General features: G+C 45.9%; 7 protein-coding genes. All 7 read right to left on the reverse strand.

Features of this window, described 5'->3' with window-relative positions:
* Positions 1-11: 11 nt before the first annotated feature.
* Positions 12-728 carry a hypothetical protein gene (locus tag GJV22_RS17190; protein ID WP_163716716.1) on the reverse strand — a complete coding sequence of 239 codons (717 nt, stop codon included), beginning with the start codon at positions 726-728 and terminating at the stop codon, positions 12-14.
* Positions 728-5,443 (reverse strand): efflux RND transporter permease subunit, encoded by a 4,716-nt coding sequence (locus GJV22_RS17195; RefSeq protein WP_163716719.1) that lies wholly within the window; start codon positions 5,441-5,443, stop codon positions 728-730. Before GJV22_RS17195 ends, GJV22_RS17190 begins: the two co-directional genes overlap by 1 nt.
* Before the next feature lie 5 nt (positions 5,444-5,448).
* Positions 5,449-8,535 (reverse strand): efflux RND transporter permease subunit, encoded by a 3,087-nt coding sequence (locus GJV22_RS17200; RefSeq protein ID WP_163716722.1) that lies wholly within the window; start codon positions 8,533-8,535, stop codon positions 5,449-5,451.
* 12 nt (positions 8,536-8,547) lie between these two features.
* A complete protein-coding gene (locus GJV22_RS17205; RefSeq protein WP_163716725.1) occupies positions 8,548-9,606 on the reverse strand; it encodes an efflux RND transporter periplasmic adaptor subunit in 1,059 nt (352 codons plus the stop codon).
* A 41-nt stretch (positions 9,607-9,647) separates the two neighbouring features.
* Positions 9,648-11,135: a TolC family protein gene (locus GJV22_RS17210; RefSeq protein ID WP_163716728.1), complete on the reverse strand. Its 1,488-nt coding sequence runs from the start codon at positions 11,133-11,135 to the stop codon at positions 9,648-9,650.
* A 16-nt stretch (positions 11,136-11,151) separates the two neighbouring features.
* Positions 11,152-14,478 carry a golvesin C-terminal-like domain-containing protein gene (locus GJV22_RS17215; protein WP_163716731.1) on the reverse strand — a complete coding sequence of 1,109 codons (3,327 nt, stop codon included), beginning with the start codon at positions 14,476-14,478 and terminating at the stop codon, positions 11,152-11,154.
* 77 nt (positions 14,479-14,555) lie between these two features.
* Complete coding sequence (locus tag GJV22_RS17220) at positions 14,556-15,449, reverse strand: ABC transporter ATP-binding protein (protein WP_163716734.1); 894 nt, start codon at positions 15,447-15,449, stop codon at positions 14,556-14,558.
* Positions 15,450-15,777: the final 328 nt, after the last annotated feature.

Genomic DNA, 15,777 nt, shown 5'->3' on the forward strand with positions numbered 1-15,777 from the left:
CAGGAGATTTACTAAATAAACTTTTCGCGCTTTTGCAGGTTGAACAAGCCGTACAAAATAAAAACCAACGCTCCGGTAAACAGGAATACGCGGTTTTTCATCGTTATGCCTTCCCAAACCAATGCATTCATATTTCTGGGAACACTGAATGGATTCAGGAAAATGTTCCACATGGTACGGTCCAGCGTATCTAACAATATTAGTGCCAAAACCCCCAAAATAACCATGACGACCGCTGTTCCGTTGCCATTTTTAATGATGGTGGAAAACATAAAGGCCATGCTTCCTAAAAAGAACACGGGAAACATGATTTGCCAGGTCATTTCGACCAGGTTTACAGGTGCCAGAAAAATATAGCTCAGTGCGGTAAAACCAAACAGAATGATCGATACCAACACAAAAACCAGTACCAGGCGAACCAACCAGACTTTATAGCGGTAGTCGGGTATTCCGAACAGAATTTCCAGGATACCGGCATCCAGGTCATTCTGAATACCGAATGTCATCGGGTAAAAAATGAGCAACATCGCCGGAAGGAGCAGAATGCCGTAAATAAATTCTTCATCGGGTACCGTTCCGTCCAGGATCCCTCTGATGGCAATGAATACGTAAAATGCGAGTGCAGCCAGCATGAACCAGATGAATCGACCTGCAAAGATGATTCGGAAATTGTACCGGATCATACTTGTAATCAGGTTGATTGTGTTATGTATTTTTCGTTTGTCCATTATTTCAAATCTTTAATCAAACACAAATAAGCATCCTCCAGCATTGGGTGCAACTCAATCGCGTCGGGTGCCGGTTTTCCTTTCGAAAGTACCCGGAGCCTGATCTTATCTTCAACGCGCATATGGTGAATCACCATTTGTTTGTTTGGCATCTGGTCGAATTCGGCAGCTGGGACGTCATACTGCCACACCAGCTTATCAGCCAGGTTGACCATATTCATCGGGCTGCCGTGGTATTTCAATCGTCCCCGGATTATGACGGCTACCTGGTTACACGAGCTGGCGATATCTTCGATAATGTGCGTTGAAAAGATGACGATACGTTCGCGGCTCAGCTCAACCAGCAGGTTCCGGAAGCGGATTCGTTCACGCGGATCGAGACCGGCAGTCGGTTCGTCGACCACCAAAATCCGTGGTAAGTGCAACAGGATTTGCGCAATACCGATTCGCTGTTTCATACCGCCTGAGAACGAACCAATTTTCTCTGTTCGGCGGTCGTACATGTGAACAGCCTTGAGCACATACTCCAGTCGTTTTTCACGTTCTTCCACATCGGTCAGGCCTTTCAGCAAAGCCTGGTATTCCAGGTAGTCCCAGGCAGGCATATTCTCATACGTACCGAATTCCTGAGGCAGGTAACCAATCAACCCTTGCAGTTCTTCGCGTTTCTCCTGTGTATCAATTCCGTTGATCCAGATTTTACCGTAGCTCTGTTCCAGGATACCGCAAATGGTCCGCATCATGGTTGATTTACCCGCGCCATTCGGGCCAAGCAAACCAAACATCCCGGTGTTGATTTCCAGGGAAACACCGTTGAGGGCCTTGAACGGCACTTTACGTTTCCCGATCAGCGGGATTTGTTTCACGAGTCGGTAAACGGTACGGCGGAGTGATCCAAAGCGTCCGGTAATACGGTCAACATTGACCTTTTCTTCATACAAACGTTTGGCGGTAACAGAAACAACCAATCCCAGGTACCACAAGGCAGCGAATGATGCTACCAAACCAATGTATTTTGTTTTCTGGTAAAGAAAGAACAGCTCGATGAGCGGCAAAAACCAGAACAAAGCTTGTTCGGTACGAATACTCAGAAACCGGTAGGGCGCTTTCTGAGTTTCCTGGTACCGGTTATTCAGATAGATGGTCACCGGTTTCCAAATGGCCAGCACATAGAAATAAACCATCAGCATCATGAATGCAATCCAGAATGCGATGCCCAGGAAGAAAAAGGTGAAATAGATGAGGAACGCCAGCAAAGGCAGTTGCCAAATCAGTTGGTCAAATTCCCTGATGGAGCGGAACTCCTTTTCCAAGCCGGCGCGGCGTCTGATGTTGAGGCCACCGATCCATTCGCGGGAGAATCGTCCCGGACGGTCGTAAATCTTCACCAGGTTCTGGATTCGGATTTGAACTTTTTCATCCGGCCCGATGAGCTTGGTTGCTGCTTTTTTGAGACTGTTCAAAATGAACCAGGTGATTCCGGGGATTAGTACAACAGCCAGCACTACATCGGCCATTTGCCAGGTAAGGCCGTCTACTTCAAAATAAATTAAAGCGAAAGCACCGGCAATTAAAACCAACTGGGTCGCTTTAGTTTTCCAGTTCAGGGAGTAGAACCACTCCAGCGCATTCTCCAAACCCGAGTAAAGGGTAGGAATGAAAATTAAGGTTAGTAAAGTACTCAGGGCTAATCCGCCAATGACGATGATCGCAAAAGGAGCACCGATTACGCTGACATATTCAGCCTGTCCCATTGCCAGTGGCACCATGGCCACAATGGTGGTAATGGCTGTAATCAGTATTGGTCGTACACGCGACAGACCCGCTGTCATCAGTGCCCGTGACCGGCGATAACCTTGTTTTTGTAAGATATTGCTGTAATCAATCAGGATAATTCCATTGTTGACCACCACACCGAGCAAGATCAGGAATCCGATCATGGTGTTGGCGTTGAACAGGCTGTTGCCGGTAATGATTAAGGCAATCAGTGATCCGATGGCTGCGAGTGGGATTGAGAAAAGCAGTACAAAAGGCGTGACCACCGACTCAAATACAGACGCGAGGATCATGAAGATAAGCAGGATCGCTGCACCAATCAGGAAGTAAAACTCATCCAAATCACTTTCTTCGTGAATGACCTCAGCTGCGATACCGGTCGGAAAGGCGTAGTTGGCAATGAGGTTGTCAATTTCGTAGCGATACGATTCCAGCAGATCTTTCGAACTTTGGGCATCACTGATCAGGCTATAGGTAATTTCGATCTGTTTTTCCTGGTTTACCCGGTTGATACTCGACAGTCCCCGTGCATAAACCAGTTGCGCGAAATTCTGCAGATCGTGCAGCCCGCCGCTGGCGTCGCTCACCTGGACTTTCTTCAGATCATCCATGGTTCGGGCTTGTTCTTCCGTTTCATCAGCGTCCTGGTTGATGATGATTTCATACTCATCAACCCCCTGATTGAACATGACGCCGGTAGAAATTTCACCGGAAAACGAATTCAGTTCGGAAGCCACATTGGACATGCTGATATTGTATGAAGTCATCAGCAGCGGGTCGAATCGCATATGTACTTCCGGTTGGTTGTCCGACACGTTAAGCCGTACCCGGTTGATGATATCCATATTTTCGAGAAAGTAGCGCAAATCTTCAGCGACCGTTTGCATCGATTTAAAATCCTGTCCTTTCAGAACAATCCGCTCCTCGTTGCTACCAATACCAAGCATGCGCTGGAAGTTACCCATCATATTTCCGCCACCACTGAAACCGCCACCGCCGCCGCCACTGCTTGAGCTGGTTTGCTCAAATGAAATTTCGGCCGGGCGAATATCTTTCACCAAATCGTAAATGGAGTTTTTAATTTCAGCAAAATTACGCCCGTCAACCTTGTCGTAATCTTCGACCAGTTTGACCGTTACGTTGGCTGATTCTTCTTCGATACGACTGACGATATCCAGCTTCTCTTTGACGTCGTTCAGTTTTTCTTCGATCTTCTGAACTGTTTCATCGGTTTTTGCCAGGCTCGAACCGGTTGGCATCGTGATGTAAAGTTGAATTTCATCATTTTCAATCTCTGTTAAGGAACTCACACTGACTGTCAGTGCCAGGAAGATGGTGACGAAAAAAATTGCGACAGCGCCCAAGACCGTCGCAGCAGGGAAGCGCATGCATGATTTCAGCATGAGCAGGTAAATTTGAACCATGCGGTTGCTCGTCGTCACTTTTTCGAACGAAATTTTAGCGCTTCGACGACCTTTCAGAATGTAATGAATCGTCATGGGAACGAAGAGCAAGGCTACGACCAGCGAAACCAACAAGGTTGATATGATGGAAACACCGACGTTTTTGCCCAGCATTTCAACCATGTAATTGCTGGAAAAAACAAAGGGAAGGAAAACGGTAATCGTGGTTAGGGTGGCTGCCACGATCGACCGCCATACTTCTGTTGTGCCCTGCGTTACCGCGGTATCGGCATCAACGCCCTTCCCCGCAAGCCGGTAAATATTTTCGAGAACCACCACGCTGTTGTCGAGCAGCATCCCAACGGCAAGGGCCATCCCCACCAGGGTCAAACTGTTCAAGGTGATTCCGTAAGCATAGAAAAAGTTGAAAGCGGTGTAAATGGAAACCGGAATGGCCAGCGCAATAAAAGCGACGATACGCACATTTTTAAGGAACATCCAAAGGACAAAGACCGCCATAAAACCACCGATCAATGCCAGGTTAATAATCTGGTCTATGTTGGTTTCCATGGTTTCGGCCGAGTTGCTTTGAACGACAAGTTGCACATCTTTGGTTTTCAGCTTCTCATTCAGTTTATCGATTAACGCCAGCGTTTTGTGCGACAGCTCAATCTGGTTTGCTTGTGAATCGTTGACCAGCTGAACGGTAATGGCATCCAGTCCGTTGACACGACTATAGCTGGTTTGCTCTTTCACGCCGAAATTGACCTTGGCAACATCTTTCAACAGAATTGGACCTTCGGCAACAACGAGGTCTTCGATATCTTTTACTTGCGAATACGCTGCAGTAACATGGACGAAGTACAATTGATCCTGTTCTTTCAGGTTGCCCACATAAGTTCTCGACTGCGCATTTTGCGACAGTAACGAGCGGATAGTGGCAGGAGTGATGTTGTATGCTTCGCAGGCGCCCTTGTCGGGAATGATTTCGATGGTTTTTTGCTGACCACCGTAGACATTCACCCCGGCAATGCCGTCGAGATTCTCCAGGTCACTGACGACTTCTTCATCAACGACGTTCCGGACACGGTCGACTCCGCCGCTACCTCGTGCCTGCAGCTCCATAAACTGGTTGTTCATTTGCGAAAGGTCAACCCTGTTCACGCTTACCTGCACACCTTCCGGCATGCTCGATTGCATTTCGTTGATCTTTTCCTGCAGTTTGAGGTAGGCAAAATTGAAATCGACATTTTTCTGGTAATAGACCACGATGCTTCCCCGGCGCGAAGAAATACTGGATTCCAGCGACTCAATTCCCTCCAGGGTACTGATGGCTCCTTCCAACGGAATCACCACCTCGTTTTCGAGATAAGTCGGATCAGCTTCCTGTGGAGAGACCGCCTGAACATACAGGAACGGAAGCTCCGCGTTGGGCAGCAGTTCCACTCCCAGTTGCTTGTACGACACATACCCCAGTAGGGTAAGGCCGACAAACAGCATGCTGATCAGGGTCTTTCTATCTATTATAAACTTCATAGTTTCTAAACTTCAGCTTTGGGTTTGACAAAGCGATCTTTCACACTTTCAAAAATCTCATACACACAAGGAATCACCACCAATGAAAGCAGGGTTGATGTAACCATACCTCCAATAACGGCTAAGGCCATGGGTGATCGCAGGGATGCACTTTCTCCAATTCCAATGGTGAGCGGTAGCAGTGCCAGAATGGTTGTTAAGCTGGTCATCATAATCGGGCGAATCCGTTGCTGACCGGCCTGCAAAATTGCTTCGTGCCGGTTGTGGCCCGCTTTTCGCAGCTGCAAAATCCGGTCGACTAAAAGGATGGAGTTGTTAACCGCGATACCTGCCAGCATGATGATACCGATGAAAGCCATCATGTTGAATGATTTTCCAAGCAGGAAGAAAGTCAGAATAGAACCGACAACTGCGAGCGGAATAGTCAGGAGAATGGTGAAAGGATGCAGCAACGATTCGAACTGAGAAGCCAAGACCATGTACACAAGCACGATTGACAACAACAGCGCGAAGCCGAGGCTATCCATCGATTCTTGCCGTTTAGCTTCTTCACCGCTAATATTCACCTTGTAATCCAAGGGCAAATCGATCGGTGCAATGGCCGCTTTGATTTCCTTTACGGCTTTATCCAGTGGTGTATTTTTATCCAGCTGAGCGGTTATTTTGCCAATCCTGTTTTGGTTGCGGCGGAAGATCTCTTTTGGAGACCGTCCCATGCGGACTGTTGCCAGTTCGTTCACATAAAATTCCTGGCTGCTGCCGGTAATGCGCAGGTCACTTAAATCGACCAGGCTTTTATCCGGTAATTTCAGGTTAATATCCTGCATTTCACCCAACCGCTCTACTTGTCCGGCTGTTTTTCCGGACAGCTGATCCTGGATTTGTGAAACAATGGTGCTCACGCTCAGATCGTACATGCCGGCACGCATACGGTCGACCATGATTTCAATCTCCGGCGAGCCTTCTTCCATCGACGATTCAATATTATAAATGCCGGGAAGACCATCAATTTTACTTTTCACTTCGGCAACCAGCTCTTCAATTTCATCCAGATCGCTTCCCTGAACTTCAACAACCAATGGTGGATCGTCTGTGCCCATAATGCTCTTCAGAGCTGTTTCGTCCTGTTTGTAACTTATTTCGACATCAGGCAATTCGCCAATCGTTTGGCTGATCGCCCGAATGGCTTCAGTTGATGCAATTTGGCTCCCTTTTGCTAAAATAATCTTGATGGAAGCGGTATTCTCTCCTTCGAAAATAGATGTTGAACTGGTGCTGATTCCGGTTGACGGGCCAATCTGGCTGTACACGGTCTCGAGGTTATCACCCAGCAATTCGGTGACAATATTTTCGAGGTTTTGCACGGCAGAACTGGTTCGTTCCAACCGAGTGCCTTCAGCCATGCGAATGTCCATGCTAAATTCCCGTGTCTCTGTTTTCGGCATAAATTCAGTTCCGATCATCGGAACGATAAGGGCAGAAATTCCCAGCAGAATAACAGAAAGGAGAATGACCATCCAGCGCATTTTCAGAACTTTTTCCAAGAAACGGCCATAGCCTTTTACCTGAACAGTGTGGACCTTTGCAACTGGCTTGTTGCGGTAAAAAAGGTTGAACAGCATGGGAATGACCAAAATCGCCACGGCCAGTGAGGATACCAGCGAGAAAGCAACCGTCCAGGCCTGGTCTTTAAATAGCTCGCCCGACGCGCCATGTAAATACACAATGGGAAGGAAAACAACGATGGTCGTTAAGGTCGAAGCGATAATCGCTCCGCTTACCTGCGCTGTTCCTTCAATGGCAGCTTCTTTAACCGACATGCCCTCGTCGCGGTTCCGGAAAATATTCTCCATGACAACGATCGCATTATCCACCAACATACCGGCACCGAGTGCCAAACCTCCCAAGGTCATAATGTTCAAGGTAAGGTCGTTGAAGTACATCAGGTTGAAGGTCGCGATGATCGAAATTGGGATCGCAATGCTGATGATCAGCGTGCTTCCGATACGGCGAAGGAAGATGAATAGCACAAAGACAGCCAACAGAATTCCAAGTAAGGCTGAGTTCTCAACCTCGCTAATGGCATCGTTGATAAAGCTCCCCTGGTTGGAAACCACTGTCAGGTGGTAGCCCGGAAGCGCTTTTTCAATATTGCCGATTTCAGCGGTGATGGCTTCCACCGCTTTAACGGTGTTGAATTTCGTCTCTTTATAAATTGCCAGTCCCAAACAACGCTGACCGTTGAGGCGGACGATATTTTCAGGATCTTTATTTTGAATGCTCACTTTAGCGACCTCGCGCAAGAAGATGGGAGCGTAGGCTGAATTGGTATCATCAGACTGAACCTGTTTGTAACCGACGATCACATTCTCAAAATCTTCGACATCAGTTAGCAGGCTGATGCCTTTGACGACGTAGCGGGTTCCCATTTCTTCAATACTTCCACCCGAAATACTTTGGTTGAAACTATTGATCCGGGTGGAGATGTCATCAAGGGTGAGGCCGAAAGCATCGAGTAGATATTGATTGGTTTCAACCAGGATCTGAGGTTCCTCAGCACCACTCACTTCTACTTCAGCAACTCCCTCTAAACGCACCAATTCGTTGCGGATATAGTTTTGAGCTACCTTGCGCAGCTCGTTCATGTCGTCGACATTGCTGTGTGTAAGGCCAATTTGCAGAACCGGAGTTGTGTTCGGATCGTGCTGGGTGATGTTGATTTCGTCCAGATCTTCGTTTTGGGAAAAAGATGAAACGGCCTTTTGCAAATCCAAAAAGGCATCGTCCATATTTTTATTCCAGGCGTACTCCACGGTAATCTGTGCACTTCCCACTTTTGAGATGGAAGAAACCTGAACGACATCAGACTGGCGGATAGCAAGCGCTTCGAGGTTTTCAACAAATTGCTTTTCAATTTCCTCAGGAGGGCGTTCGCCCGCTTGCAACTCGATAAACAAGCGCGGGTTATTTAAATCCGGGAACAGGTCAATGCCCAGTTTATCGTATGAAATGTAGCCCAGCAAGATAACGCCGAGCACGATCATCAGAATGGTAACCGGAAACTTGACCGAAAATTCGCTTAATTTCTTCACGGTTTATCCTTTCTATTTGATGATTTTAACTTTCGAACGGTTCCGAAGGGTTTCAAATCCCTTCACGACCAGGCGTTCGTTTGCCTTTAGTCCGGAGGTTATTTCAACCCGGTCCTTATCTTCGTAGCCAAACGTAATTTGTTTTTCCTCGGCTGTACCTTTGGTCACAATGAACACTGATTTTCCACGGCGGTTGGAGATTACAACATTTTTAGGGATCACCACGACGCTGTCCTTCCGGTCGAGAATGACTTCCGTTTGAACGAACATTCCCGGGCGGAGTAACATTTTGGGGTTGTCTATTTCCAGCTTGCCGAGAAATGTTCTGGTTTCAGTACTAATTGCCGGCGACAGCTCGGCCACTCGCCCGTGTAGTGTGTCGTCTGGAAGGGTGTAGTTCATCACCCGGATATCTTGTCCGCGCTGAATGTCATTGATGTATTTTTCGGGTAGGTTTACTTCAAGTATCAGTTTGTTGTAGCTCATCAAACTAACGACTTCGGTGCCGCTGGCAACGCGTGTGCCTTGGGTGTAAGTAGGCAACGAAGTGATGATTCCGGTGAAGGGTGCCCGAACATACATTTTCTCTAATTGTATTTGAGCCAGCTCGAAGCTGTTTTTTGCATCAACCAACGAAACCTGGGCATTGCTCAGTTCACTTTGTGTTACACCACCCTTGTCGTACAGCGATTTTTGTTTTTCGTAAGTCTGCTCGGTGATTTCCAGGTTGAGTTTCTTACTTTCCAGTCCAATACCATTCAGGTATTCTTTATCCTGAAGTTCGATAACAATCTGGCCTTTTTCAACCCGATCGCCCAGCGAGAATTTACGCCCGGTTTTTGGATTGGTCTTTAAAATATAGTCACCGCTGGTTTCAGTGGTCAGCGTTGCCTGTTGTGAAGCTGTTACCGTACCGGTAGAGCTGATGGTCTGTTCAATGGAGCTAAGCTTAATATCTTCGACCGAAACAGGAATAGCCAGATCAGTTTCAGTATCGCTGCTTTGGTTATTACATGCAGAAAACCCGACAAGTGCAAAAAGGGCTATTGGGACATAAAATTTTATATTCATGGTGTTTTAATTTTTTTTCAGGATGCAGTTATTTTTCAGACCTATTTATTTTGTTGTGTTTGCATGATTTCTTCCGGAACAATAGCGATTCCTTTTTCAAAATCGTACAAGGTTTGAATTTTCAGGTTCAGCAATTCAATTTTGTAATTAATGAGTGATTGAGCATAAGCCATTTTTTTCTCGGATAGCTGTGTTTGGTATAGGTTGAGATCCATTCCGGTCAAGTCGCCGTTGCTGTAGCGCTCCTGGTTAATCTCGTAGGTCAGCTGTGCATTTTTTTCGTTTTGCTGCGCGATATCGATTTGAGTTGTCTGGTTCAGCAAACTGCGGTACACGGATCTGATATCAATGACGATCTGCGTTTTCTCTTCCTGCAGGTTCAGCTCTTGTGACTGAATCACCGCTTCCTGTGCTTTGATTCGGGCTTTCTTTTCGCCCCAGTCAAAAAGCGGCACATTGAACGCTACTGAAATTCTTGGGCTCTTTGTCGGACTATTGTATATGTCCACCAGTTTGCTGTTATCGCCGGTTAATCCGTAGGATACATTTACTTCGCCTTTGAACTCATTGAGCGCTTTAGTCGTGATCAGGTCGAACTGGGAATTTTCCACGTCAATTTCACGTTGACGGATTTCCATGCGCGATTGTAACCCGTAATTGATGGCTTGTTTCAGATCAACGTCAACCGGCGTTGCTTTAACATCAGCCATCATTGAGATTTCCTCGTAAATGTCCATTCCGATGTATTGCTTAAAAATATCTTTCGCATTCTCGAGCGAGACACGCTGGTTTTGAACCTCCGATTCAGCAGTTGCGTAGTTCAGTTCTGCCTGGTAATATTCTTCCATGGCCGACAAGCCGGCATCGACCTTATTTTTGGTTATTTCATATGTCTTTTTCGTGTTGCTTAACTCGTCCTGAGAGATTGTCAGACTCATTTGCGCCATATAAACATTGTAGAAATATTGTGTCACCTGTTTCTCCAGGTTCAGCCTTTGCATGGCATAGCTCAGGTTGGAATTCTCCAGATCGAGCTCCAGTGTTTTGAGTTGCAGTTTTAACTTGTTATAGGTGAAAAGAGGTTGGTTGATGCTGACGTATAGGTCGTTGGTGAACGATTTGTTTTCGGATCCACTCGAAGTACTGTTGCTTTTTTGCCATCCAAAGGTGTTCGACAGCGAGATTGTTCCATCGGTAACCAAAACAGGTTGAGCCACCGTAAATGTTCCGTAGGTGTTAAACCGCTCGGTGGTGTACCAGTTCGATGTATAGTCGTCGAAAGCACGTGTTTTACTGTAGTCAACCGGAGTCAGGCTAAGTGTGAACTGCGATTTCAAGGCCGCTTTTTGCGCTTTCAGTAATTGCTGAGACCGCTCCAGATTCAATAAGGACGTCCGGATCGATGGACTGTTTTGTTGAGCAATATCCATCGCCATGTCCAGTGTCAGTATTCGCTGGGCGGCAACGAACCCACCGGGTAGCAATAGACAAATTAGCAGGAGTTTTAATTTCGATAGCAGGAGTTTCATTTGTTTATTTCTTTTGTTATTGTTTAATCAATTTAATGGCGTCGGCAACGACGATGCGTCCATCGTTTTTGTTGGTCATCTCGACCAACGCTGTATCCGGAGAAAAGTAATAAGCGCCCAAGTGATTCCAGCCGTCTTCTGCTGATTTTACATCAATAGTGGCGTCTTCATCTCCATCGTCGTGGTGGATGATGTAATGGTATTCACCAAGTTCACTATTCCTGCGACCACGACGCTCTTCCTTGTACACATAGGCATATACATCGTAGAATCCGGGTTCACTAATTGGAATATTCCAGCGCGCAACCTGGTCGCCATTGCCCGAAGCGATATAATAGGCCGAGCGGATGTAGGCTCCGTAAAAGGATGAATTGGTTGTCAGTGTCCAGTTTCTTGGAGGACGCCAGCCATTGAAGCCTGAGTATTTTTCATCATCGGTTTCTTCCGGGATGAGCAGCTTCCGGAGAAGACTCGTTTCATCGTTTGTTGTGACCTCAAACCCCGGATCTTCATTGTCGACAATAATTTCGTTGTCTTCAGCGATACGAACGGGGGTATCGACTATTTTCTCGCCTTCGAACGGAATGGCTTTTGTGTCTTCTTCAATATTGTCCAGTGGCAGGCGAATTTCGGAAGGAATGTTTCTGGATGCAAGGGTGTTGATGGTTGCACCACGCGGCGTTCCCGATAGCAGGAAGCTAACTTCTTTCGTTTGGTCACCATCCAGGTGTACCAACTTGGTAATGTTATCGGTAGAACTTCCGCCGCCACGTCCAAAACCACCTCCTGTTCTGAACTCAATAGAAATAATGCCTTCTGTTTTTTCAGTATTACTCACCTTAAACTTGACCATTGTTTTCAGTTCGTCGCCTTCGAGCACATTCACAGCCGAGACATTGCCAATCAAAAATGCCGGTAAATCAGTACTGCTGAACCAACCTTCCATGTAAGGAATCAGATCGATGTTGAAGTTTGCCTTCAGTTGATCGTTGAAGTCTTCGATTGAAGCGTTTCCGAATTTAACTTTATTGAGGTAGTTGAACAGAAAATCCTCGAAAGCATCATCACCGACTTTGCGTTTGATGATGGAAAACAAAGTTGTTCCTTTTTGCTGAATGACATTGTCGATAATCTGTTTCTGATCCGGGTCGTCCAGTAAATCCTGAAAGCTGTGCGACAGCAGGGCCAGGTTCGCTTGTTCATCTTCCGACATTCCCTGGATATTACGAATCCACCCCATTTGTCCATCGTCCAGCTTACTTTTCTTGTAGCTTTCAAAAACGCGGTCGGTTACCGGCCAGCGCTGAGAGCTGATGTAATAGGCATAGTTGTAAAATAGCGGGAATATGTAATAGGCATTTTGCGTTTCTTCAACCTGGGTTTCTCCTCTCGAACGGCTAAAGTCGGGGCGGCCTGAGGAGCGAGTAAATGATGAAATAAAGTTTTTCAGCACCTGAATTTTTTTCTCTTCAGCAGTCATGTCCTCGTTTCTGTTTCGACCAAAACGCCCCTGGTTTTCCATGCGTCCGTAAAAGTCGGCGTCGTCAGACAGCAAGCCTTTTTCTCCGAATAAGACTATTTCCGGTTGTATTTGCTCGCGGCTACCGCTTAAGACTCTTTCGTAACTGTAATATTGAATCGGCGTTTCTACCAGTGAGAACTGTTCAAACGGATAATAAATATCGATGGAACGTTCGAAATCCTGAAGTGCTTCAGCCACAATCGACGGAATCGTATCCTTGATATCTTCGAAAAAAGCAGAGAAATAATCGTGTCCTTTTTTGACGTAAATGTTGAAGTCCAGCCCATCAATGTTTTTTGCAATTTTATCATATTGCCCAATAACCAGTGAAATTTGGGAATTGGCATGTGTCGATTCAAACGTAAAAGTATTGCCATCCACTTCGCTTTTTCCCTGCGAGATGGCAGTTAGCCCGGGTGTTGTCGTAACCTCCAGTTTGTAATTGCTGAACTGGCGTGCCAGCCATTGGCTGTTGGTTATTCCGTAGCCTGCGCCCGGAATCGGATACCAGTTATTTTCGCGGGTCAGCAATACATAGTCATCAGTCAGAAAGGCATACCGTTTATCAATTTGGTACATGAAGTTTCTGAAGGCTTCAGTTCTGGTTTCGTCGTCAATGTCGAGGTACGCAGCGGCTTCATTGATCTGGCCGGAATAAGTCAATGCCAGTTTTGCTTTTTTTCCCGGCTGAAGTTGACAATCTTTTACTGAGATGATTCCCAGTTTCTGTTCAAAATCTGTTGGTTGATCGTTCAGTGTTAGTTGTTCCAGTTTTAGTCCCGGATTTAAACTGAAAATAAGCTGTTTGACTGGTGATGAGTTTTCATTTTTTACTTGCAGTGAAGCAGTGACAGCAATCTGATCGCCTTCATGTTTTAAATGAATATCGTAATCGGTTACCTGAACGGCTTTCGTTCCCAGGTAGCTTTCATTCAGATTAATCATATCCTGCCGAAGGTTTTGCTCTGAGAGAAACCGATTTACATGGCTGTACCCCAGGTATAGGGCAAAAACGAAAGAGGCTGTTCCAAGAATGCTGGCGATATAGCGAACGGCATTGGAATGTGGAAGACGTTTTAGCAATAAAATGGTATAGAGAATGAAAGCCAGTCCGAAAAAGAAGTACATGCCCCGGTGGACCATCAGTGTGTGGATGTTTCCAAATCCTACAAAATCGCTATAAGTCAGCGGAATGTTGAAAGCCATGTAGTCGAAGAGGTAGTAGAATTTATCTTGCAGGTAGAACAGGGAAATAGCGACATAGCCCAATAGAATCACAAAAGTGACAGCCTGGTTTTTTATAATCGACATAAAAAGAAACGAGAGCCCCATAATAAATACCAGGGTGGGGATGCTGATCAATAAAAAGTAATACAGGTAAGCACTGTAGTTGACATCAACATTCTTCGCGATAAAATTGAAAATCATGGCGATGCCCAAAATAATCAGGTTGAGGACGATAAAAACGCCCAGGTTTCCCAGGGTCTTGCCAATTACATATTCACCATTGGTCATCGGACGCATGTAGATTACCTCGGTGGTGTCTAATTTTTTATCGCGCTTCAAAAAATCGCTGGCTAGAAATATGGCAATAATGGCTTGGACAACATTTAGCAAGAGCAGGTTAACATAGGGGATATTGGAGGACAATCCTTTCAATGCCCAGAAACCGGTGCCGCCATTGGCCTGGAGGAGTGTTCCTACATTGAAAAAGATGAGGACCACCATAGCCAAAATGGCAAAAATGCGGAAGAACCAGCTTCGCAACAGCGTTTTGGTTTCATACAACGCGATTGATCGGATGTTATGCAGAGAGATCATAGGTCGTTATTTGTTGTTGTCGTTGTTATCTCGTTTTCAGTTGTCTGTATTCAATTGTCAGGGCTAAGATTCAGCCTTTAAACGGCACTCCACTGGTTCAGCTTATTTTCCATAAAATATACATAGGCATGTTCCAGGTTTGCGTCGATGTTCTGACCGTAATAGCCATTAATCTGGTCGGCTACGACCTGTATTTCCCAACCTTCGCTTGTTGGAACTGTTGATATCACCGGGTATTTTTCGTTGATTTCCATGTATTCGCTTTCGGTTGCTTTAATAAGCCAGACCTTGTCGTTGGCTTCGCTTACTAGGTCGTCGGGAGACCCGCTGTAAGCTAATTCGCCTTTATTGAGCAGGGCCATATTTTTGCAGGTACTCGAGATGTCGCCAACAATATGAGTGGAAAGGATGATGATGACGTCTTTCGTAGAGATGGCTGACAGTAAGTTTCGGAACCGAATTCGCTCTTCGGGGTCAAGGCCTGTCGTTGGTTCATCGACGATGATTACCCGCGGATTATTAATCAGGGCTTGTGCGATCCCCAGCCGGCGTTTCATACCGCCCGATAGTCGATTGGCTTGACGATCGCGTGCTTCAAATAATCCAACTTCTTCCAACATCCGGTCAACAGATTGTGCTCGTTCCCGGGCATTTTTAATTCCTGCTAAGCGGGCTGCATAGTCCAAAAATTCGGACGTCTTTAGTTTTGAGAAAAAGCGAAAATCCTGTGGCAGATAGCCCAGCATTTTACGGATTTCCTTCCTGTTTTTCACCAAATCATACCCATCAATAGTGACTTTGCCGGCGCTGGGTTTCATCAGCGTAACCAATATGCGCATCAAGCTGGATTTACCTGCTCCGTTTGGGCCAAGCAAACCAAACATGCCATCGCTAATTTCGAGGTTAATATCGTTGATTGCCCGGTTGCCGTTCGGGTAGATCTTGCTTAGTCCTTCAATAGTTATCTTCATCTGCAATAAAATTGGAATGGAACAGGTCCGCTTTTGTTTTTTTAATCAGACTCCTGTTTGATGGAATCGTTTAATCTCTTTGCGGGAAATTAACAGAAGAAATTTCTTTTTTACTTTTAAAATCGATCAACTGAATTATTTCACCGGCAAATTGAGGGATTTTTCGTCGGCAGGATTTTTCAAATCTTGTCTTCGGTTCGTTTTTCATGCTTCAGTATGCCTGTGTTTTAAGAGAGATTTGGTTTTAGATTGATGAATGTTGAGGCCGATAATCGGGAAGATGGGAACTCCTTTTGAGGGATTGAGCACAATCTAAGAACCCGTCACC

The organism is Mangrovibacterium lignilyticum (genome assembly GCF_010882175.1).
GTDB classification, from domain to species: domain Bacteria; phylum Bacteroidota; class Bacteroidia; order Bacteroidales; family Prolixibacteraceae; genus Mangrovibacterium; species Mangrovibacterium lignilyticum.